The sequence below is a fragment of the Kiritimatiellia bacterium genome (genome assembly GCA_018001225.1).
In the GTDB taxonomy this organism is placed as follows: domain Bacteria; phylum Verrucomicrobiota; class Kiritimatiellia; order CAIQIC01; family JAGNIJ01; genus JAGNIJ01.
Map to the genome: position 1 here is coordinate 40,840 of JAGNIJ010000005.1, position 23,368 is coordinate 64,207.

Here is a 23,368-nt window from a genome sequence, read left to right on the forward strand (position 1 = left end):
CACAGTCGAATCTCGTGTGCCCGAACGTGTTTCTCCGCGGCCTCTGTGTCCTCCGTGGTTCATCCGCTCTTTTTTTTACATGCCGAGCCGACGAACGCCTTGAAGAGCGGGTGCGGCGCGAGCGGCTGCGACTTGAACTCCGGGTGGAACTGGACCGCGACGAACCAGGGGTGGCCCTTCAGCTCGACGGCCTCGACGAGGCGCCCGTCCGGCGACAGGCCGGAGAGCCGCAGGCCCTTCTTCTCCAGTTCGGCGCGGTACTTGTTGTTGAACTCGTAGCGGTGGCGGTGCCGCTCGGCGATTTCCGCGGCGCCGTAGGCCCGGGCCGCGCGGGAGCCCTTCTTCAGGCGGCAGGGCCACGACCCCAGCCGCATCGTGCCGCCGAGGTCCACGACAGCCTCCTGCTCCTCCATCAGGCAGATGACGGGGTGGGGGGCCTGCTTGTCGATCTCCGTCGTGTGGGCGCCCTTGAGGCCCGCCACGTGCCGGGCGAACTCGATGACGGCGCACTGCATGCCCAGGCAGATGCCCAGGAACGGGATGCCGTTCTCGCGGGCGATCCGGATCGCCTCGACCTTGCCCTCGATGCCGCGTGTGCCGAAGCCGCCCGGCACGAGGATCCCGTCCGCGCCGCGCAGGGCCTTGCGATGCTGCCCGGCCTCCACCTCCTCGGCGGCGATCTTCAGGAGCTCCACGCGCCGCCGGTGGGCGAAGCCGCCGTGGTGAATGGCCTCGAACAGCGACTTGTAGGCGTCCTGGAGCTCGGAGTACTTGCCGACCACGGCGATGCGGACGGTGCCCTCGGGGTGGACGATGCCGTCGACCAGCTTCCGCCACGGCGCCAGGCGCGCCGGGGGGCGGGCCATGCCGAACCGGACCAGGACCAGCTCGTCCAGGCCCTGCTCGGCCAGGACCAGGGGCAGCTCGTAGATCGTGTGGCGGACGTCCTGCTCCTCGATCACCGCGTGGAGCGGCACGTTGCAGAAGAGCGAAAGCTTCTTGCGGACGTCCTCGGAAAGCGGGACCTCGCACCGGCAGATCAGGGCGTCGGGCACGATGCCGATCTCGCGCAGCCGGGCGACGCTCTGCTGGGACGGCTTCGTCTTCACCTCGCCGGCGGCGCGGATGAACGGGACGTACGTCAGGTGGATGTACATCGTCCGCTCGCGGCCTTCCTCCAGCCCGATCTGCCGGATGGCCTCGAGGAAGGTCAGGCCTTCGATGTCGCCCACCGTGCCGCCGATCTCGCAGAGCACCACGTCCACGCCGGCTTCGTCGAGGGCGCGGATGCGGCTCTTGATCTCGTCGGTGATGTGCGGGATCATCTGGACCGTCCCGCCGAGGTAGTCTCCGCGCCGCTCCTTCTTGAGCACCTCCCAATACACGCGCCCGGCGGTGAAGTTGCTCTTCCTGGAAGTCGGCTGCCCCGTAAACCGTTCGTAGTGACCGAGATCCAGATCCGTCTCGGCCCCGTCGTCCGTCACGAAGACCTCGCCATGCTGGTACGGGCTCATCGTGCCGGGGTCGACATTGAGATAGGGATCCACCTTGAGCATGCGGACGGAGAGGCCGCGGCTGATGAGCAGCCGACCTAACGAGGCTGCTGTCAACCCTTTACCAAGGGAGGAGACCACGCCGCCGGTAATGAAAATGTAGTTTGCCATGGACGCACGCCGCCTCGCCGATGACGGGTCGGTACGTAACCACAACCCCGGACTGTTCTCAAGGCAAATCTGATTGACAGCTTCTTTGCGGCGCGGTTATCCTTTTTGTGGAGACCCGTAACGCGAAGGTGAGCCATGAAAAAAATCATGTTTTCCATCGGGCTTTCGGTTCTGATCCTGGTCCTGGGGCCGGCCGCGGCCTTGGCCGGCCCGTCCCTGCCGGTCACCAAACCGCCTGTCATGGATGCCACGATCCTGACCGGTCCGCCGCGAGACGCCCCGGCCGTGACCGGGCAATGGTTCCGGAGCAGCAGTTCCGGCATCGAGACCGTCCGCACGCACGAGTTCTACGACGAACTGCTCGGCGGGGGCAGCGGACCGGCCGCCATTGCAGGTTACGTCAGCAGCATCGCGTACGACCCGGCGTCCAACATCACCGCCTTCAGCATCGTCGCGACGATCAACAACGATACCAGCCAAACGGAGTTCCCGTGGAACGGTAACAACAGCCACGGCGAATCCCTGCTCCTTCCCGGCACGCTCGCCTACCTGGGCCCGATGTACGACACCAAGCTCGCGGCCGAGTTCGCCATCACCGACTTGGCCAACCTGCCGGCACTGTGGAATTCACCCTATCGCGACCGCCCGCCGTACATCATCGCCGACAACGAGGACCAGGCGGCCTGGTACTGCTGGAACCCGGATGATCCCAACGAGCAGCACCATCCGGCCGGCAACTACTACGTGCCGACCTGGGATTTCGGGGACATCCCGCAGGGACAGTTCTCCACGCGGCAGATGGATTTCAGCGTGCAATTTCCCGGCATGCCGCCCCTGGATACCCGCTATCCCGTGCTTCAACAGTCCTTTGACCAACAACTGGACGTGCTGGCCAACCGCGCGACCTCGTTGAAGATCAGCACCTGGATCGACGAAATCGCACTGGACTCGGGAGCCAACCCGGAGCCGCCGCTCCGAAGCAGCGACGTGTCCGTGTTCCACAACGCGGAGGAAACCCCCGAGGAGCAGCTCGACTTCGGCGACGCGCCCGACCCGACTTACGAGACCCTGCTGGCGAACGACGGCGCGAGGCATGTCATCGTCGCGGGCATTCAAATGGGCCTGCTGATCGACGGCGAGTCCGACGGTCAGCCGGACTCGACCGCGACCGGCGACGACAACAGCAACCTCGACGACGAGGACGGCGTGGTGTTCCCGAAGTCGTTGATCATCGGCAAAGCCGGCCAGGCGGACGTCACCGTCTCCACCGGCGGCTACGTGTCGGCCTGGATGGATTTCAACATCGACGGCGATTGGGCCGACGCCGGCGAGCAGATCCTGGCGGTCCAGGCCGTGACCGTGGGCGTCAACTTCCTGTCTTTCAGCATTCCGGCCGCTGCCTCGCCCGGGACGACTTTTACCCGGTTCCGGTTTACGACCCAGCAGATTACGATGAGCTACACCGGCCTGGTCAGCGACGGTGAGGTGGAGGATTACCAGGTGACCCTTCAGGAGGAACTCGAGGAAGGCCTCGATTACGGCGATGCATGGGACGGCGGCGGTATCGGCGCGGGTTATCCGACCCGCTTCGTCCAGAACGGCGCGCGCCATGCCGTCATCCCCGGCGTGTTCATGGGCGCGCTCGTGGATACCGAGCCGGACGGCCAGCCGACCCTCAACGCGGACGGCGACGACCTGAACCCGCCGGCGGGGCTGGACGACGAGGACGGGGTGACGCTGCCCGCGGTGTTTGTCGCCGGCGCGACGGCCACGGTGAGCGTGGTCGCCTCCGTCCCGGGCTATCTCAACGCCTGGATCGACTGGAACAGCAACATGAGCTGGCTGGACCCGGGCGAGCAGGTGTTCGTCAACCGGCCGCTGGGCGCCGGGATCAACCTGCTGCCCGTGACTGTCCCTCTGCCGCCGGCCCTCGTGGCCGGCGGCCCGCATTCCCGTTGGCGCTTCACGACGCACGCCCCGGTCCTGCCGGCGTTCACGGGCGCGGAGACCAACGGCGAAGTCGAGGATTACGAGGTGCGCCTGGAGGCCCTCGATTTCGGCGACGCCCGCTTGTCCTATCCGACCCTCCTGGCGAATGACGGCGCGCGGCATCGGGTTCCTTCCGCGTACTGGCTGGGCGTGGTTTCGCCCGACCTGGATCCCGACGGTATGCCCTCCGGGAACGCCGATGGCGATGACTTGAGCAACCTGGACGACGAGGACGGCATGGTCCCCTCGGGGTCTTTCGTCATGGGGCGCACCAACCTGCTCCTCGTCACGGCCTCTACCAACGGCTACCTGGATGCCTGGATCGACTTCGCCTTTGACGGCGACTGGTCGGATGCCGGCGAGCAGATCTGCGCGAGCTATGCCCTGGCCCAGGGCGCCAACATCGTGACGGCCGCCGTGCCGGCGGCGGTCGGCGTGGGCCAGACAGCCGTCCGCCTGCGTTTCAGCAGCATGGGCGGATTACTGCCGACGGGACTGGCCTCCGACGGCGAGGTGGAGGATTACTGGATCACCATCTACCAACCCGGCCCCACCGTGGACATCGTCATCACCAACCTCGTCCGAAGCGGCACCACGGCGCGGATTCTATGGGCCGCCGAGACCGGGGTGGTGTACGAGGCGCAGTCGACAACCAACCGGTTGAACGACACCAACATCGCCTGGCAAGCCTTCGGCGGGTATGTGATGGGGCCGGCCAACGCGCAGATGGACTTCGGCGCGTCGGCGGACCGGCTGAAGTTCTACCGCGTGGCCGCGCCCTTCGCGCCGCCCCCGCCCTAAGGCGCGGTCCGCGCTTCAGTCCGCATGCGCCTTGACCCGGTAGGCCACCGGCGCGGGGGTGCCCGTGAAGGTGCCGTCATCGGTGAAGCCCTCGGTGTGCGCCTCGTCGTCGGCCACGTCCGTTTCCCAGACCTGGAACGAGGCCTCGGGGATGTCGTACCAGGTCAGACCCTGGCCGGGGACGTTCCGCGCATAGCCCACGGTGTACCGCTTGCCGCCGATGGTCGGCCACTCGATTCGTACATGGCCTCCGGCTGCGCGCAGGATCGTGTGCAGCGCAAGCAGGGACCCGGCGTCACGCGGATCCGTGCCGGCGAGGAGTTCCTCTTCGTCCGGGATGCCGTCGCCGTCGCGGTCCGCGTCCAGCGCGTCCGTGATCCCGTCGCCGTCGAGGTCGGGCGGCATGGATCCCGCATCCCACGGATCGGACTGCCGCTCGCCGGTGAGCGCGTCCACGTACAATTCGATCACATCCGAATATCCGTCGTCGTCGTCGTCGGTATCGGTCTCGTTCGGTGTGCCGTCCCCGTCGGTGTCGGTCCGCCCGGCCGAGAGCCGGATGTCGAAGGCAAACGTGCCGCTGCCGGACAACTCGATCTGCTGGACCTGGGTCTGGTTGCGCATGTTGCGCGAGGCGAACGCGCCGCCGTGATCCACCGCCGCCGGGTTGTACGCCGCGCCGTGCCCTGCGTCGGCGTAGCCCATCGACACGGCCACCGTGTCCACGCGGTCGTCCTGCGCCAGGGTCAACCGCCCGCCGGCGTCGGCCGGGCCGGACAGGTACTTCTGCCCGTTCAGCGCCAGGCTGTACAGGTTCGGCGCCAGGCCGTGGCGCACGTAGAGCGTCGTGATCGAGGGCTGCACCTGGTACTGCACCTCGAACGTCGTGGCCGTGGCCGAGGCCAGCGTCACGGTCTTTTGGATCTTCCCGTCGGCCGACGTCAGGCGCCAGCCGCCGGCCACGGCGGTAGCGGCGTAGAGGCCGTTGACGTAGCCGTTGGTGTTCGGCCCGGCGGCCCACCAGTCCTTTAGCGCGGAGGTGCGCCTGGCCAGCGGATTCCCCGAGCCGTCGAGGTTGCTGACGCCCTCGTCCTCGCTCTCGCCCTCGGCATAGGCCAGCGTGTTGCCGATGCCCTGGAAGACGCGCCCGCTGGCGGGGTCGCGCACGAACGCGGCGATCATCCGCCCGCCGTTGTCCTCGAACACGGTGAACACGCGCTGGTTGTACAGCAGGTACTCGCTCTCGCCGTCGAGGTCGACGTCCTCGGCCGTGTTGGTCGCGCCGGCCGGCAGGGCCGCCGCCCACTGCGCCACCCGCCCGTACAGCGCGCCCAGCCGCGCCTGCGCCTGCGCCGTCAGCGCGAAGCCGGCGAGCGTGTCGTAGTTGGAGTCCGGATGCTTGTAGGCCCCGTAGCTCCACCGGCTGCGATCGGATTCGTCTTCATTGTGGAACGCGGTCTCCCACAGGCCCTGGAACAGTGCCATCCGCCCGAGCAGCCCCTCGCGGCTGGTCCCGGCGCCGGCCACCGCGGCCCACGCGTCCCCGAGGATCGTCCCCGCCGTGTCCGCGTCCCCGAATGTCTTGACCGTCTGCGCGGCGCCCTCGACCGTGAACTTCCGGTCGCGCAGCGATTCCTCGTTGGCGCTGCCGTTATACCAGCTCATGAAGTCCGAGCCGCTGGAGAAGTGCACGTAGTCGTTGGCCTGCGGGCTCAAGGCCAGGCCGCTGCCGCGCCCGACCGTGGGCCAGTGATCGCCCGTCCCGTCGCCCGTGATGTCGACCTCGCCCTTCGCGATCTGCTCCAGCGTGACGACCTGGATCCACGGGTGGTTGGCGATCCAGTCCAGGTTGCGGTCGTACGCCGCCGCGTTGGTGGCGTTGCCGAAGTTCTCCCAGAGGCTGAACATCACCACCGCCTGCTCCCGCGCCCACCACTCGTTGGCCTTCTTCGAGAGCAGTCCGCGCAGGCCCAGGCTCAAGCCGCCGTCGTGCCGGACGAAGATGTCGTCGGCCGCCTGCTGGTTGATGGCGAAGAGCTTGACCCCGTTGACCTCGTTGAGCTTGAAGCCCTCCTCTTTGAGCGCGGCCTCGCGGCCGAACCAGTTGTAGAGGTGCGTGTACTGGTCCACGACCCCGAAATAGGCGCCGAGCCCGGCCAGCTGCGTCAGCGTGGGCCCGTCCATCATGCGCTCGGGGTAGAAATGCACGTCCCACCAGTTCGGGAAGGACGTGCCGTAGATCGCGTTCAGCGCCTGGTTCCCCAGTTCCAGCGACGCCTGGTTCAGAACCGAGCTGAAGAATGGCAGCGCCTGTTCCGCGTACGGTCCCGCCAGCAGCGCGGCCTGCCCCTCGCGGACCAGCCGCCGGATGCGCGCGTTGAACGCCGGCCCGTCCTTCTGCGGCTCGCTATCGCTCGCGGCCCACTCGATCGTCGATGCCAACTGTCCGGAGATGCGCAGGTTCAGCGGCAGGCCGAAGAACTCGTTTGCATCCAGCGCCCGGAAGTAGCCCGCCGCCGAATCGCCCGTGCCGCTGCGGATCTGCTTCTGGATCTCCGAGGAGGGCACGGCGGGCTGGTTGCCGTGGAGCAGCACCGCCAGCTTGGCGCGGTTGGCTTTCCAGCCCTGCGAGATCCAGCCGTTCAGCACGCCGTCGTCGCTGCCGCGCTCGTCGTCGAGGATCGCGTCCGCGAGGTCGCTCGTGCCGCCGACGTCGCCCGGCCCGCGCGGGCTGTCCTGCGTGCCGTCGCGCGTGGTGTAGACCTGGTAGTTCAACTCGCTGATGCCGTTCCAGCCGGCCTCGATCAGCGCGGCGCGGTCGATGGCCAGTTCCACCGCGTCGTAGTCGGCGCGGAAGCTGACGCCGCGGATGAAGTCCGGCCGCGAAACCACGCCGTGGGCCGACAGGTCGTCCCAGCTGTTCACCGTGTTCAGCAGCGGATCCTGGTCCACGAGCACGTTGGCGATCCCTGTCTCGTACACGGCCACGACCAGTTCCCAGCCCATGTCGCTGGCGCAGTTGACGCTGTCCGGCAGGGCTTTTTCGCCGGTGGACGTGTTGCCGGTGTCGATGACGATGTAGAAATCCATGTGGCCTTCCTCGGCCTGGTACTGGAGGTCGTGGAAATCCAGCCGAAAGTAGAATTCGCCCAGGTCGCGCCCGTCGCGTGAATAGAACGCCACGAGATCGCGGCTGATGTCGTAGTCGTCATCCCAGAAATACACGTCGCCGCGCTCCCGCAGGTTGCCGGCGCCGTGCACCTCGTCCAGCGTGTGGCAGTCATCGGCCGTCCAGTCCATGAACTGCTCGGACACGTCCACCCCGGCCAGCGTGCCGAGCGACTTGCCCGCGCCGATCGTGATCTTGTCGCCCGGCTGCGCCTGGCCGTTGTCCGCGTAGCAGGGATCGGTGCCGCCTGTGTATTCCTGCAGGTTGCTCAACGCGTCGAGGTCCGGGTTGCCCGAGGGCCCGAAGTCCACGGTCCCGTCGCCGGCCGCCGGGGTCGAGAGATCATCCGTGCCGCTGTCCAGCGCGGAGAGGCAGGACCGGTTCTCCCAGCCGTCCGGCAGGCCGTCCCCGTCGGTGTCCGCGTTCAGCGGATCGGTCTCCAGCCACGCCTCGCCGGCGTCGTACACGCGGTTGCTGTTGACGTCCCCGGCGACCAGCCCGTCATGGCTGACGTCCTCCGTGCCGTCCAGCTTGCCGTCGCCGTCCGTGTCGGGATTGTTGGGATCGGTCTCGCCCGCATCCACGCGGCCGTTGCGGTTGGCGTCCTCGATGCCGTCGTACAGGCCGTCCCCGTCGGAATCCGCCTCCAGCGGGTCGGTGGTGCTCCCGGCGATGCGCATCAGCCGGTCGCCGCCCGCGACGTGGTTCGGGTGCCCGCTGTTGTCGTCCGTGTTGAAGAGCGGCGGATCGAGATCGGCCAGGAAGTTCTTGAACCCGTCGCCGTCCGTATCGGCGGCCAGGTCGGTCGCCGCCGGGTTCAGCGGGCTCGCGAGGCCCAGTTCGAGCCCGTCGGGCAGGCCGTCGTCGTCGGTGTCGGGCGAAAGGGCGTCCGTGCGTCCCGCAAAGTAGTACCGGTGCACGTCGCCGTTGTTCCAGTCCGTGGCCAGCGGCTTGTCGGTGAAGAGGTCGTAGGCGACGGTCTCCTCCCAGTCGGTCAGCCCGCCGTCGTCATCGTCGTCGTCCGCGTCGTCCTCCTCCACGGTCTGGCGGAAGTCGAGGTGCGTGGTCTGGTGCGCCTCGACCTCGTCGCTGGCCGGGTTGCCGTCGGTGTCGCCGTAGAGCGCGAGCGCGTGCGCGCCCTCGTCCTCTACGCCCAGGCCGTTCCACGCGAAGCTCCAGCTCTTCGCCGTCGCGTTGCTGGAGACCAGCGTCGCGGCGCCGCCCCACGTCCCGCCGTCGATCTCCACGCGCAGGCTCCGGACGTCGGGGCTGGTTTCCGCGATGATCGTCGTGTCAAAGGGCGGCGGCGGGTACGGCGCGACGATCGTGTACGGATTGCCGTTGAGGTCCAGCGGCGGGGGCTCGATGAACCGCGCCAGGCTGCGCTCGACGGTCGTCCGCACCTCCGCGCTGGCCTGCAGTTCGTAGTCGTCGTCCTCGTACAACGCCAGGATCGTGTGCGTGCCCGCGCTGAAGTTGCTCCAGGCCAGCCGGAGTTCGCCGAACCCGTCCCCGCCCTGGTTGTCGCGCAGGACGTAGCCCGCGCGCGGCTGGAACGAGTTGTCGATCAGCACCGAGAAATTAGCGGGATTGGTCGAGAGGCACACCGCGCCGCCATCCCGGCAATCCGTGAACTGCACGACGATCTCGTAGTCGGTGAAGCTGATTGTGCTGCCGTGCGGCGGCCACGCGATGTGCAACCGCGCGTCGGGGGCGCGGCAGGCGTGGGTGGAGGTCAGCGTGGTGATCCGGGTGGGATCGGCGGCCGACGAATCCTCGTGCAGCTTCGCCTGGATCGTCGCGCTGCCGCTGGACGGGATGTCGCGGTACGTGAAGCGCCATTCCTTCGGATAATTGGTCGCGTACTGCGCGAGGTGCGAGTCGCCGGGATTGGGCACGGAGGCGACGGCCGGCTCCCAGGCCGGGTCCACGCCGTTGGTGCTCGTGCCGTTGCCGTTGGGCAGGCCGGTGACGGCGTCGTCGTTGGCCGGGTCGCTGTCGTCGATGTGGACCAGCACCTTCGTCACCGTGTCGTCGGTGCGGAACGCCATGCCGTACTCGCGGCTCCAGAACGTCTCGCCCGTCCGCGGGTAGCCGAACACGCCCGTCGGCGCGAAACGGTCCACGTAGAAGGTCTTGGTGAAGGTGTTGTACAGGTCGCACCCGTCGTTCGGCCCGCCGAGCCGCTTGCGGAACAGCCGCGTCCGGACCATGTGGTAGCCCTCGTCGAAGGCGGTCGCGGCCACGTTGGTGACCTCGTATTCGGACTCGTAGTTGTGGCGAACCCAGAAATCGGCCTCGTTCCCCTCCGTGGAATCCATGTCGCTGACCAGCGCATCCCAGATGCCGAAGTACGTCTCGCCCAGCCGCCGGAACCGGAACGTCATCGGCTCGTAGCCGAGGTACACGTCCGTCGCCTGGCCCTTCGGGTTGTCGAGCCCGTCGCCGTTGACATCCATCCCCTCGTCCAGCCGGATCATCGCGGACACGGTCAGGCCGTCCGAGCGCGAGACGAAACGGATCGGGTCGCTGCCGGCGACGCGCTGGATGTAGCCCGGGTCCTCGTCGTTCGGGATCCCGTCGTCGTCCCAGTCCTCGTCGCCGTGCAGCCCGTCCACCCGGATCACCGGGATCAGGTCCACCAGCGTGCCGGCGGGCTGCTCGATCAGGATGGGCGACGAGGGCTCCACGGCGGTGCGGCCCGGGACCATGATGCTGTAGGCGGCGTAGTGCCCCGGCGGCACGCGCAAGTTGACCTTCCAATCTGTCCCGACGCGGACCCACTCGTCCTGGTCCCAGCCGCTGTGCCGAGTGGCGTAGTTGTAGAGCAGCGTGCCCGGCCGGAAGTGCGTGAAGGGATTCACGTAGTGCGTCTGGCCGCTGTACTTGTCGTTGTTGATGGCGACCAGCAGGACCGCGCCCTCGTTGTTGTTGTAGCTCGTGCCCTTGTAGTTATGCGAGTAGACCTTCTGGTTCACGACCACGTCGTCGCTGGACCACTTGTTGTCGTCCCAGCCGCGCGCGAACTGCTGGTGGATCCAGATGGCGCGGGAGATCTCGCTCTCCGGGCCCGGGGTGTCCATCAGCATCGGCAGCCGGTCGATCACGTTCGGGTTCTGGTACTGCCCCAGGAAATTTCCCTGGCCGTGCTCGGGGAACACGCGGCCCCACTGGTCCGGCAGCGAATGGTTGTTACCGTCCGTGTAGACCAGCGCGATGCCGTCGCGCAGGATCATCCAGGTGCTCAACATGTCCATGTCCGCGAACTGCGGGTGGTCGTGGTTCATGGGCTGCATCACGCCGTAGTCGGGCCCCAGCCGGCCCATGCTCTGCAGGTTGCCCGCGTACTTCTCGTTGCCCCACCCGTCCAGCGTGTGCGACGCGGTGCCCTCGTAGTCGAAGTCCAGCAACCGCATCCCGCGCCGGACCCAGTCGTAGAGATCGATATTGCTGTGCGGCACGACCTCGCCGAAGAGCATCGCGTCGTCCCGCGGGGCGTCCTCGTCGAACAGCGAGTTGCGCGTGTCGCCGTCGTTGAAGCCGTGCAGGATGTCGAACTCCGCCTGGATCGCCCCGCAGTAGCCGAGGTAGCTGCCCCAGTTTCCGACGCCCTTCCACTCGCCGAAGAAGTCCGGGATCACATGCTTGGCGGCGTCGAACCGGAACCCGTCGCACTTCGTCTCGTGCATGGTCCAGCGCGCGGCGCGGATGAGGTAGGCGTTCACGTCCTCGCTGACCGGGTCGCCGGACAAGCGGTTGGTGATGCTGTACTTGTATACCCGGTTTCCGTCGGCGTCCTGGATGTAATTGTCTGGGTCGGTCAGGTCCGGGTACTTGTCCGGCTCCGCAGGCTGGCGGACGAACGACAGGTCAGGGCCGGGGATGTCCCAGTTGCCGGACTCGTTGGAGATGTCGGTCAGGTCGCTCAACGTGTAATGCTGGATGGCCCCGTGGTCGCCGGTGTCGTAGTGAACCTGCTGGATGGCGCCGGACTTTCTCCAGAAGTGGGTGCCCGTCTGGATCAGGTGGAAATCTTCCGGCAGCATGTCCGGGTAGAGCGTGATCGGCGTGTTCTCGTCGTAGCCCGGCACGCCGAACGAATTATGGTTCATCACGTTGTCGAAATAGACCCGAATACCGAAGCGGTGGGCCATCTCCACCAGCCGGACCAGTTCATGCTTCGTGCCGTATTTCGTTGCGATGGTTCCGTTCTGGTCCTGGTCGCCGAGGTCGAAACGATCCTGCAGGTCGTAGCCGACGGACCACTGGCTCCCGCCCTTGTTGGGCACGGGGACATAGATGGAGCCGTAGCCGATTTCCGCCATCAGCGGGATCTTCTCGATCATCTCGCGCCAGGTCGTATTGAACCACTGGACCATCACCTCGGCCCGCGCATTGGCCGCCAGAAGCAGCGCGCCCAACCCGGCTACCATCCATCTAAGCAATGTGTTGCGGCTCATTCTTGCCTATCCCTTGGTGAACGAAGAAGAGCGGACGTGAGCGCCAGCCACTCCCTCTAATGAGTTTAATAATACGCCACCGCAAGAATATTGTTAAGCGTTTTACTAAATCGATTAAATTATAGCAAAAAAGTGTCAGAACATATTTTACGCCAATCAGATACAATATAATTGTGGCATTAAAAAAAGGACTGGACAGAAGGACTGGGGACAGAAGGACTGGGGACAGAGAAAGAAAGGCCTGGGGACAGAGAGGTTGGGGGACGAGGTTAGGGGATAGAAAAGTGAGCAGCGTTTCAACTTTCTTGCGGAAAAGGAGCGTGTTCGTTCCTTTCTATGATTGGGGCTGAACGATATGGCCAAGTGAAAGAAGCGGAAGGTATGAGAAAAACACGAATCAGAAGGGATAGTTCGGATACTTGGCATCATTGCTTCAATCGCGTTGCCGGTTCATCGCTCGATCGCCCCCTGGGCGATGCTGAAAAGGAGATGTTTGTTCGCATCCTGATCCGGGTAAGCAAGTTGTACACTGTTCGCGTCGCTGCCTACCAGATCATGTCCAATCACTTTCACCTTCTTCTATACGCCCCAACAGAAGAACCCGGGCCTGAAGAAACATGCCAGCGCTATGGCGCTTTTCATGACGGGACGCGCACTATAGAGCCTCACGGTTCCGCATGTCGCCAGTGGCAAGCCCGTTGTCGGGATATCAGTTGGTTCATGCGCCATCTCCAGCATCTTTTCACGGCCTGGTATAATCGCACCCGTGCTCCTCGCAGGCGTGGCTCCCTATGGGCTGACCGATTCAAGAACACGATTCTGGAAAGTGGCCTCGCAGTTTGGTCCTGCTGGACCTACATCGAAAACAACCCAGTACGTGCCGGGATAGTAGAGACGGTCGCGGATTATCGCTTCTGTTCCCATGGCATCTGGCACCAGACGGGATGCCATCCTTTCGAAGAGAACGTTTTGACCGTCATGGTGCCCATGCTCAGTAGATTGTTCGGTCTGGAGCGCCTGGCAGAGATAAGGGATCACTTGGATCGGGCCTTGGCTGAAAAAGCCGACCGCGAGCATGAAAAGCGCTCGTTCTCTCTAACGATCTGGCGCCGGGTTCGTCACTGGACCAGTGGACTGGTGATTGGCTCGGAGTTGTTTGTGCGTGAGGTTATGAGATGTGCTCGCCGGGACAGTACGCCACCGCGTATAGCGCATTCCGGAGAAGGCGATGAGGCGCTCCTGTTTGTATGGCCGCAGATCAGATGGGCTCGCTCCGGTTGACCGGACAGGAAGCATGGATCCGTAGTCGATGCGGCTTGGCGCAAGCGGCCGGCTCATTCGCCGGAGGCGGGAACCTTGCATCTAGAAGCGCCTGTATCTCCGGCTGCGGGCACGATCCTGACTTCACGCTAGACTTCTTTGCTTTTTGTGGCCAGCTTAGGCTAACCTTCTCTTCCTGTCTCGTCGCGGGCCTTCTCTGTTCCGTTCCCGGGTTCCCGGCCTCCGATTTCTCTGTCCCTTCTTCTGTCCGCTATACCCCAGATTCTCTGTCCCCTTGGGTTCTCCAGATTCTCTGTCCCCCTTGGGTTCTCCCCCTTGGGTTCCCTCTGTCCCCTTGGGTTTTGGCGACCCCGTCAGATAAACCCCACGTGCTCTTCCTTCACCAGCCCCGGGGGAAGCTCGCGGACGAAGCGGGACGGGGCGTAGAACATGGCCCCGCCGTCGCGGGTGCGGCGCATCTCGGGGACACAGAGGAAGAGTTGGTCGCGGGCGCGGGTCGTGGCGACGTAGAAGAGGCGGCGCTCCTCGGATAGGCCGCCGGCATCCTCCATCGCACGCGCGGAGGGGAACATGTTCTCGGCGAGCCACTGGATGAAGACGACGTCCCACTCCAGGCCCTTGGCCTGGTGGATCGTGCTCAACTTGATCGAGTTCTCCGGCTCGCCCTGGACATTGTCCGCCTCGGCGTCGAGGTTGGTCATCAGCGCCGTCTCGCTCAAGAACGCCTCGGCGCTCTCGAACTTGGTGGTGTAGTCGATCAGCGCCTCCAGGTCCTCCAGGCGCCGTTCGGCGTTGTCGAAGGTCTCGACGGCATAGTCGTCGTAGAAGGCCTCGATGAACTGGTGCAGAACCTCGCCCGGATCTTCGTCGAGATGCTCCTCGACGTAGGCCGCGGCCAGGGGCTCGATCTGTTTCCATGTTTCGCGCGCGGCCGCGGGCAGCTTCTCCCGCAGCCGCGCGGTCTGGGCGGGGTCGCGCAGGTCGCAGCGCTTGCCGAGGAATTCCCAGATCCGTGCGGCCGTTTTCTGCCCGATTTTGGGCAGCAGGCCCATCAGCCGCTGGAAGGCCAATTCGTCGCCGGGATTGACCAGCAGGCGCAGCAGGCTGCAGACGTCCTTCACGTGGGCCTGCTCGAAGAACCGGACGCCGGACGTGATCGTGTACGCGATCTTCTCGCGGGCGAGTTCCATTTGCAGTTCCATGGCGTGGAAGTGAGCGCGGTAGAGGATCGCGACGCGGTCCATGCGCACGCCGCCGCGGCGCAGGCGCTTGAGCGCCTCGACAATGTAGCGCGCCTGTTCCTCGCCGCCGTACATGCGGACGAGGACGGGCCGGGTGTCCTCCGTGCGCACCGCGCGCAGGGTCTTTTGGAACTGCTCCGGGTTTCCCGCGATGCAGGCGTTGGCGACCTCGAGGACGCCCGGCACGCTGCGGTAATTGGTCTCCAGCCGGATGACCGTCGCCTCCGGATAGCGCTTCGGGAAGCGCAGGAAGTTCTGGAAGTCCGCGCCGCGCCAGGAGTAGATGCTCTGGAAGTCGTCGCCGACCACGAGGAGGTTGCGGCGGGGTTCGGCGAGCCGGTCCACCCACTCGGCCTGGATCAGGTTGGTGTCCTGGTACTCGTCCACGAGGATGTGCAGGAAATGTTCCTGGTAGCGGGCCAGGACGTCCGGCTGTTCCCGGAAGAGCCGCAGCCCGTTGACGAGGAGGTCGTCGAAATCCATGGCCTGGAGCGCCCGCTTGCGCTTCACATAGGATTCATGGACCCTCACGACGTCGTTGATCTCGATGGGATGGTTCTTGAACCAGGTCCCGGCGACGTCCGTGACGGTCTTCTCCTTGTTGGCGGCAAGGCTGAAGACGCTCAAGAGGACGTCGGGCTTGGGGAAGTGCTTGCCGAGCAGGTCGAGCGCGCCGGCGGCCTCGCGGACGAGGCCGCGGGCGTCGTCCTGGTCGAGGATGGTGTAGTCGAGCTGGTACCCGAGCGCGCCGGCGTGCCGGCGGAGCATGCGGTTGGCCATGTGGTGGAAGGTGCCGCCCCACAGGCCTCCGACGCCCTCGCCGACGAGCAGGCGGGCGCGGTCGAGCATCTCCCGCGCCGCCCGGTTGGTGAACGTCAGCAGCAGTACGCGTCGCGGATCTACGCCGCGCTCGACGAGGTGGGCGACGCGGTAGGTCAATGCGCGGGTCTTGCCCGTGCCGGCGGCGGCGATGATCAGCACCGGCCCGTCCGGCGCGAGGGCCGCGGCGCGCTGCTCGGCATTCAGGTCTTTCTCGAAATCAATGGGAGGCATGGTCCGCCTCCAGCGGAAAATTCGAATGCCGAATATCGAAATCCGAAACAAATCCGAATGTTTCAATGGCGGAAAACGTCCAAAAAACATTATTTCCCAATTCGAGCATTCGGGTTTCGATCCTTGTTTCGGATTTCGACATTCGGATTCCGGATTTCCCCCGCGGCCTTCACGCCGCGGGGTTGAGGCACTCGCGGAGCGTCATGCTCTGCAGTCCCTGGTCCATGCCGGACTCGACCTGGGCCAGGACTTTCTCGATGGCCGGATGGCGGTGCGCCAGGCCCAGCGCCTCGGGGCGCGCCCCGTCCTGGAGAATAACGTCCACGACCTCCTTGACCCGGATGGCGTCGGCCGCCCGGAGCAGGACGTAGCTGCCGGGCTTGTCAGTGGTCTCCGCCAGGAAGCCGTTGCGCACGAGCAGCCGGACGATGTCGTTCAGCAGGCGGACGGGCACGCGCTGCTCCTTGCCGAAGGCGGCCGTCTCGAAGCGGGCGGCCTGGCCGGCCAGCGCCTGGGCGGCCCGGAGGAGGACGGACAGCCCGATGATCAGCCGCGCGTTGGAGCTGGCGTTCTCGGCGGCCCGCTCGATCTGGTAGGTCGCGGAGTTCTGGAGGGCGAAGGCGAGCTCGGCCCCGAGCAGGATGATCACCCAGCTCGTGTACAGCCACGCGAGAAAGATCGGGACCGACGCGAACGTGCCGTAGATCGCGTTGTAGCGGGCCACGCCGACCTGGAGGGAGATGTAGGCCTTCTGCCAGACCAGCCACAGCACGGCGCCGACCAGGCTGCTGATGAGCGCCGGCAGGGTCCTTACCTTGGTGTTCGGGAGGTGGACGTACATGAACCAGAAGGTCAGCCACGTGGTCAGCACCGAGGCCAGCCCGAGCACCCATCCGGCCATGGCGCTGAACGGCGGGGGAAGACGCAGCAACCCTCCCCGCAGGCTGGCCTCGGCCGTCCCCACGCCCGCGATCAGCAGAGGGACCAGCACCAGGATGCTGACATAGTTGGCCACCTGGCGGAGCACGCCGCGATTAACCCGCACGCCCCAGATGCGGTTGAACGAGATCTCCATGCTGCCCAGCACGAGCAGGGACGTGAACAGGACGACGACCAGGCCGACCCAGCCCATGGCCGCGAAGTTGGTGGCGTTCGCGATGTTCCGCATGTTGTCCACGAAAGTCTGGAACTCGGGCGGCATGCCGCTGACCCAGTCCATCATCTGGTTGATGCGCTCCTGGCCGAACCCGAATCCCTTGAGCAGGGCGAAGATCACCGCCAGCATCGGCACCATGGACATCAAGGTCACGAAGGTCAGGCCGGAGGCGTGGATCGCCAGGTCGTCCTCGGCGAACCCCTTGACCACGAGCTGGCCGATCCGGACGATGCGGATGGGCAGGCTGCGGCCCGGCGGCAGGGCGCTCAAGTCCGCGTCCCAAATGCCGTGCAACAGGAAGTTCTTGAACCGCCGCCAACCTTCTTTCAAGCCTGTGGCCATGTCCGCCTCCCCGCGCTCAATCGCCCCCGCACAAGCCGGCCAGCTCCGCCCGGAGCCAGGCCGCCAGCGTCTTGGAATCCACGACCCGCTCCTTCAACGCGGACCGCGCCTCGGCCTGCGTCAGCCGGACCGAGGCGACGTTCTCGTCCTCGTCCTGTTTCGTCGCGCCGGGCTCGGCCTCCACCTCGGCGAAGAACAGGTCGATGCGCTCGTCTACGTAGCCGGGGGAGGGGTAGATGAAGCCCAACGACTCCAGCCGCGTGACGCGGTGGCCGGTCTCTTCCTCCATCTCCCGGCGGGCGCAGGCCTCCGCGTCCTCGCCCGGTTCGCGGTGGCCCGCGACGACTTCCAGCAGCGCCTGCTCGACCGGCTTGCGGAACTGGCGCACGAAGAGGAACCGGCCGTCCGGCAGGCGGGCCAGCACGGCCACTGCGGGCCCGTGCCGCACGATCTCGCGCACGGCCTGACGCCCGTTCGCCAACTGGACATCCTGCACCTCGATCCCCAGGATGCGGCCCCGGTACAGCCATTTGGATGTCAAGGTTTTCTCTTCCACGCGACGAACCCTTCCTCCGTCGTTGCCAATCGACCGGATCAGCCTAATATACAACCGATGCTCCATTCGAGAAAAGAAAGAGAAAAACTGGAGGAGGCTTGCCTGGCGCCCTACGCCGTGCGCAGCGCGGCCAGCCGGGGCCGTCTGTACCCCGAGCCCCCGCACGACGTCCGGACGGAGTTCCAGCGCGACCGCGACCGCGTGCTCTACTCCAAGGCCTTCCGCCGCCTCGAGTACAAGACCCAGGTCTTCGTCAACGGTACGGCCGACCACTACCGCACGCGGCTGACCCACACGATGGAGATGACGGCCGTCGGCCGGACCCTGGCGCGCGCGTTGCGGGCGAACGAGGACCTGGTCGAGGCGATCGCCCTCGCGCACGACATCGGCCACAGCCCCTTCGGCCACGTGGGGGAGGAGGCGCTGGACGAACTGATGAAGCAGGAGGGCGGCTTCGACCACAACCTCCAGAGCTGCCGCGCCGTGGAACTTATCGAGCACCCGTACCCGGACTTTCCCGGCCTGAACCTGACCTGGGAGGTCCGGGCCGGCCTGCGCAAACACCTCGCCGCCCAGCCGGGCGCCGTGCTCGACGGACATCCGCTTGGCCCGCGCCAATCCCTCGAAGCGCAGCTTGCCGACGTGGCGGACGATATCGCGTATTACGCCCATGATGTGGACGACGGACTGGAAGCCGGCCTCATTACGCCTGCCGAGCTGGCCGGTCTGGAAATCTGGAGGGAAGCGGAAAAGCGCACCCGCCAGGAGCCGGGCGCCGCCGCCCGGTCCACGGTTCGCGCGCTGTTGGACCTGCAGGTGGAGGACGTGCTCCAGACCAGCGCGGAGCGGCTCGACCGGCATCGGCCGGCCTCGCCCGCCGGGGTGATGCGGGCGCCGGAAAAAACGGCGGATTTCAGCCCGCGGATGAAAGCGCTGCTGACGCCATTGAGGACTTTTCTGTTCGAGCGCCTGTACTACAATCCCGCCGTGAGCCACGACAGCCAGGCGGCGGTCCGGATGATGCGGCGCCTTTTTCTCCATTACATCGCGCACCCGGAGGCCATGGGCCGCAAGGCGCGCGCCCGGCTGGAGTCCGAAGGCCTGTGGCGGACGGTGTGCGATTACATCGCGGGGATGACCGACCGGTATGCGATGGAGGAATTTCAGCGGTTCGGTTTGGATCGGGAAAATGAAACTGGAGGGCGAGCGTCCCGCGAGCCGCGGAAGGAGTGAAAGACCATGATCCGTGAAGCCATAGCGAAGCTGGCGGAAAACAGGGAGCTGTCCCGCGAGGAGGCGCTCGCGGCCATGCGGGAGATCATGGCGGGCGAGGCCACGCCGGCGCAGATCGCCGCGTACATCACGGCCCTCCGCCTGCGCGGCGAGAGCCCGGCCGTCATCGCCGCCAGCGCGGCGGCGATGAGAGAGAAGTTCACGGCCATCCCCGCGCCCGGCGAGATCGTGGTGGACACGTGCGGGACGGGCGGCGACGGGGCGCACACGTTCAACATCTCGACGTCGGCGGCGTTCGTGGCCGCCGGGGCCGGGATCACCGTGGCCAAGCACGGCAACCGGAGCGTTTCCAGCAAGTGCGGCAGCGCCGACGTGCTGGCCGAACTGGGCGTCAAGATCGACTGCGCCCCGGAGATCATGGCCGGGTGCCTGCGCGACGTCGGCATCGCCTTCCTGTTTGCGCCGGTGCTGCACCCCGCGATGAAGCACGCCATCGGGCCCCGGCGCGAGATCGGGATCCGCACGATCTTCAACATCCTGGGCCCGCTGTCCAACCCGGCCGGCGCGCGCTACGGCGTGCTGGGCGTGTATCACCGGGACCTGGTGCCCGTGCTGGCCGAGGCGGCCGCGAGCCTGGGCGCGCAGCGCCTGTTCGTCGTCCACGGCGCGGACGGCTTGGACGAGCTGACCACCACGGGCGATTCCTTCGTGGCCGAGGTGGACCGCGGCGCGGTGCGGACGTACACGATCCGCCCGGCGCAGTTCGGGCTGCCGAAGGCCCGGCCGGAGGACCTGCGCGGGGGCGACGCGAAGGAGAACGCGGCCCTGGTCCGCGCGCTGCTGGACGGGGAGAAGGGGCCACGGCGCGACATCGTGCTGCTCAACGCGGCGGCCGCGATCGTCGCCGGCGGCCGGGCGGCGGACTTTGCGGAGGGCCTCCAAGCCGCCGCGCGCTCGGTGGATAGCGGGTCGGCCCGGCAAAAGCTCGAGGCCCTGGCCCGGGCCTCGAACGCGGGCGCTTGAGCCGGATGCTCGCTCTCTTTGTGCTTCGCTTTTTCAGGCAAAGCGCTTATAAGAACCGCCCAATTCAACCTTCAACCGGCAGGCGATAATGAAGAAGCAAAAGAGGGAAGTCATCGGCGTCGTGGGGTTGGGCTACGTGGGGCTGCCGCTGGCCACGGCGTTCGCGACGAAGTTCAAGGTGATCGGGTTCGACATCAAGGAGGCCCGCGTCAAGGAGTTGCGGGCCGGTCGCGACTCGACGGGCGAGGCGGACCCGGCGCACCTGAAGAACCCGCGGCTGACCTTCACCTCGGACCCCGCCGCGCTGCGGCGCTGCACGTTCATCATCGTCGCCGTGCCGACGCCGATCGACGAATCGCGCGAGCCGGACCTGACCCCGCTGGAATCCTCCTCGACCGCGGTAGGGAAGATCCTGAAGAAGGGCATGATGGTGGTGTACGAAAGCACCGTGTATCCCGGCGTGACGGAGGAGTACTGCCTGCCGATCCTGGAGCGCGAATCGGGCTTGAAGCTGGGCCAGTTCGACCTGGGGTACTCGCCGGAGCGCGTGAACCCGGGCGACAAGCAGCACTCCGTGTCGGGCATCGTGAAGGTCGTCAGCGGGCACAACGCCCGAGCCCTGGACCGCTGCGCGGCGGCGTACGGCGCGGTGATCGCGGCGGGCATCCACAAGGCGCCCAACATCATGACCGCCGAGGCGGCCAAGGTGATCGAAAACGTCCAGCGCGACCTGAACATCGCGCTGATGAACGAACTCTCCAAGATCTTCGCGCGGATGGGGCTGAATACCAACGAGGTCCTGGCCGCCTCCGCGACGAAGTGGAATTTCCACCGCTATCATCCCGGCCTCGTCGGCGGGCACTGCATCGGCGTCGATCCTTACTACCTGACCCACCGCGCGCTACAGCTGGGCTACCACCCGGAGGTGATCCTGGCCGGCCGCCGGATCAACGACGGCATGGGCGACTACGTCGGCGAACTGACCATCCGCGAACTGGTCCACGCGGGCGTGCTGCCGCGGAAGGCGCGGATCTGGGTGCTGGGCATGACCTTCAAGGAGAACGTCCCCGATTTCCGCAACACGCGCGCCGTGGACGTCGTGGCCTACCTGAAGAAATACGGGGCGCAGGTGTACGCCTGGGAGCCCCTCGTGAGCGCGGGCCAGATCAAGAAGGAATTCGGGGTCGACACGCTCACCTTCGACCGGGCCCGGAACCTGGACGCGGTGGTGCTGATCAACGCCCATGACGCGTTCAAGTCCATCGCCCTGCCGGCCCTGCGGAAGAAGATGCGGACTCGCGTGATCGTGGACGTGAAGAACTTCTTCCCGCGCGAGCGGGCGCGGAAGCTGGGCTTCCACTACGTCAGCCTGTAGGCCCGCCGCCGGGACTTGTCCTACCAGGTACGGGTGAGAGGCGGTACGAACGGCGTCGCAGAGCTCCGCCCTCCAGTGGCAGGAATCATGGAGGGGCGAGCTCCTGCGAGCCCGAAATCTACCCGCATTCACCCGGATTTGGTATCATCCCGAGCGCAGCGAGGGATCTCTTGAACACAGGCCCCGGCGGGGAGGAAGTTCCTCGCCGCGCTCGGAATGACAGGGGCGGTGCCGGGGCTACTTCTTTTTCCCGTTGGCCTTTTGCGTCCCGTTACCCGTTTCGACCTGTTGCGCCTCGCGGGCGGTCAGGTGGCGGTGGATCAGCTGGCTCTCGGAGGGGATGCCCGAGCGTTCATAGATCGTGCCCGGGTTGGCCAGGGCGACCGTGACGAAGATGACAATCTCGTTTTGCACCTTCTGGGTCTTGGTGTGGGTGAAGAGGTACTTGCCGATCAGCGGGAGGTCGCCGAGCACCGGCACCTTGATGATCTTCTCCTCGTCGTCGGTCAGGGAGAGGCCGCCGATGGCGACCGTCCGGTTGTTCTCGACGTTGAATTCGGTGTCCACGCGGCTGATGGTCATCACCGGGAAGCGCTGGCCGGTCTGGGGGATCACCTCGTCTTCCGACCGCGGGGCGCGGGAGAGTTCGGGGATGATGCGCACGGTGATGTTGCTCTCCGTGTTGACGATGGGCGTCACGTCCACCAGGACGCCGACGGGCAGGTAGCCGTCGAGGCGGTAGAGGAACTGGACGATGCCCTCGGAATCCGATCGCAGCGGGACCGCCGACACGTTGGGCCGCTTGCTGCCGACAAGGATGGAGGCCGTCTCGCCGCTGGCGACGACGATCTTCGGATTCGAGATGATGCTGACGCCGCTGTTCTGCTTCAGGGCGCTCAACACCAGCGAGAAATCGCTGGCGGACAGCACCGCCGCGCGGACGTCGGTGAGGGTCCGGTTGTACTGGTCGACGGTGGACTGGTCGTAGGTCCGCGCCCGCGAGATGGCATCGATGGTGCCCCGGCCCGCGAGGCCCAGCGAGTCGTCCTTCTTGTCCAGGCCTTCCGGCACGCTCACGAAGCCGGCCTCGCCCGACCCGATCTCCGTGCCGGCGGGGCTGGACACGCCGTACTGGTCGTACAGTTGGCCCATCAGGTCCGACTGGGCCCGCCGTTCCGTTTCGGCGTACCCGGTGAAGGTGTCCTTGGTGCGGGTGCGCGAATCGTTCAGGGTCCAGGTCATGCCGCCGGCGCCGATGGTGTAACCCTGCAGGGCCTGCCAGTTGATGCCCAGGTCCTTGATCGCCTGGTCGTTGAGCTCGATGAACTTGGCCTCGATGAAGACCTGGGGCCGGGGCTTGTCGATCTTGCCGATGACCTCGCGGATCTTACCGAGCTGGTCGGCGGTTTCGCGCACCACCAGCGTGTTGACGCCCGAGGCGCCGGCCGCCGACGCGTTGCTGGCGATGAGCATTTTCTGGACGATGGGGAGGATGTTGCTGATGGTCTGGTAGCGCAGGGTGTAGGTCTCGATCGTCAGCGGCTCGAGGGCCAGGTCGGCCTTGGACAGCACCGTGTAGATGCCCGGGCTCTTTTCCACCAGGGCCAGGTTCACGCTGTCCAGGATGATGCGCAGGGCGGGCTCCCACTCCACGTCCTTGAGGCTCACGGTGACGTTGCCCTTGATATCCTTGCCGGAGACGATGTTCGCCCCGGAGATGCGGGTGAACATGCGGATGGCATCCTGGACCGGCACGTTGTCGAGGGTGATGGTGATCAACTCGCCCTTCGTCGATTCCACGCCCGGCGTCTCCCGCTCGGTCACCAGTTCCACCAGTTCGACGGCGGCCGTCGCGGCGGGTTCGGCCGCCGGCGCCTCGGGGACCGGCAGCGCCGCCTGCTCGGCGAGCGACTCGGGGGCCGCCGGGGTTTCGGGGGGCGGCGCTTCTTCCTGGGCCGCCGCCGGGCGCGCCGCCGCGGCCAGCAGGAACGTCATCATCCATTGCGCCAGTATTCGTTTCTTCAT

At 66.2% G+C, this 23,368-nt stretch carries 11 protein-coding genes; 5 read left to right on the forward strand and 6 right to left on the reverse strand.

What is annotated here, in order from left to right:
* Window positions 1-59: 59 nt before the first annotated feature.
* Window positions 60-1,664, reverse strand: coding sequence for a CTP synthase (locus tag KA248_02995; GenBank protein MBP7828866.1), 1,605 nt, complete (start codon window positions 1,662-1,664; stop codon window positions 60-62).
* Window positions 1,665-1,799: 135 nt separating this feature from the next.
* Here KA248_02995 and KA248_03000 point away from each other — a divergent pair, with 135 nt between their 5' ends.
* On the forward strand, window positions 1,800-4,454 hold the full coding sequence (locus KA248_03000) for a hypothetical protein (protein ID MBP7828867.1): 2,655 nt from the start codon (window positions 1,800-1,802) through the stop codon (window positions 4,452-4,454).
* A 15-nt stretch (window positions 4,455-4,469) separates the two neighbouring features.
* On the opposite strand, the gene KA248_03005 is transcribed toward KA248_03000, so the two are convergent.
* Window positions 4,470-12,083, reverse strand: coding sequence for a hypothetical protein (locus KA248_03005; GenBank protein MBP7828868.1), 7,614 nt, complete (start codon window positions 12,081-12,083; stop codon window positions 4,470-4,472).
* 363 nt (window positions 12,084-12,446) lie between these two features.
* Here KA248_03005 and KA248_03010 point away from each other — a divergent pair, with 363 nt between their 5' ends.
* Complete coding sequence (locus KA248_03010) at window positions 12,447-13,364, forward strand: hypothetical protein (protein MBP7828869.1); 918 nt, start codon at window positions 12,447-12,449, stop codon at window positions 13,362-13,364.
* Window positions 13,365-13,717: 353 nt separating this feature from the next.
* On the opposite strand, the gene KA248_03015 is transcribed toward KA248_03010, so the two are convergent.
* The 3 genes from KA248_03015 to KA248_03025 all read right to left on the reverse strand — a co-directional run bounded on the left by KA248_03015 (window position 13,718) and on the right by KA248_03025 (window position 17,697).
* Window positions 13,718-15,658, reverse strand: coding sequence for an ATP-dependent helicase (locus tag KA248_03015; protein MBP7828870.1), 1,941 nt, complete (start codon window positions 15,656-15,658; stop codon window positions 13,718-13,720).
* A gap of 169 nt (window positions 15,659-15,827) precedes the next feature.
* Complete coding sequence (locus KA248_03020; GenBank protein ID MBP7828871.1) at window positions 15,828-17,156, reverse strand: YihY family inner membrane protein; 1,329 nt, start codon at window positions 17,154-17,156, stop codon at window positions 15,828-15,830.
* A 16-nt stretch (window positions 17,157-17,172) separates the two neighbouring features.
* A complete protein-coding gene (locus KA248_03025) occupies window positions 17,173-17,697 on the reverse strand; it encodes an NUDIX hydrolase (GenBank protein MBP7828872.1) in 525 nt (174 codons plus the stop codon).
* A 72-nt stretch (window positions 17,698-17,769) separates the two neighbouring features.
* Here KA248_03025 and KA248_03030 point away from each other — a divergent pair, with 72 nt between their 5' ends.
* The 3 genes from KA248_03030 to KA248_03040 all read left to right on the forward strand — a co-directional run bounded on the left by KA248_03030 (window position 17,770) and on the right by KA248_03040 (window position 21,343).
* Window positions 17,770-18,945, forward strand: a complete 1,176-nt coding sequence (locus KA248_03030; GenBank protein ID MBP7828873.1) for a deoxyguanosinetriphosphate triphosphohydrolase — start codon at window positions 17,770-17,772, stop codon at window positions 18,943-18,945.
* A 6-nt stretch (window positions 18,946-18,951) separates the two neighbouring features.
* The gene (gene trpD / locus KA248_03035) at window positions 18,952-19,968 is read left to right on the forward strand and encodes an anthranilate phosphoribosyltransferase (GenBank protein MBP7828874.1); all 1,017 of its coding nucleotides are present in this window, start codon (window positions 18,952-18,954) and stop codon (window positions 19,966-19,968) included.
* A gap of 88 nt (window positions 19,969-20,056) precedes the next feature.
* Entirely contained in the window at window positions 20,057-21,343 is a 1,287-nt protein-coding gene (locus tag KA248_03040; protein ID MBP7828875.1) for a nucleotide sugar dehydrogenase, read from the forward strand.
* Window positions 21,344-21,580: 237 nt separating this feature from the next.
* Here the strand turns inward: KA248_03040 and KA248_03045 are convergent, their stop codons facing one another.
* A complete protein-coding gene (locus tag KA248_03045; protein MBP7828876.1) occupies window positions 21,581-23,368 on the reverse strand; it encodes a hypothetical protein in 1,788 nt (595 codons plus the stop codon).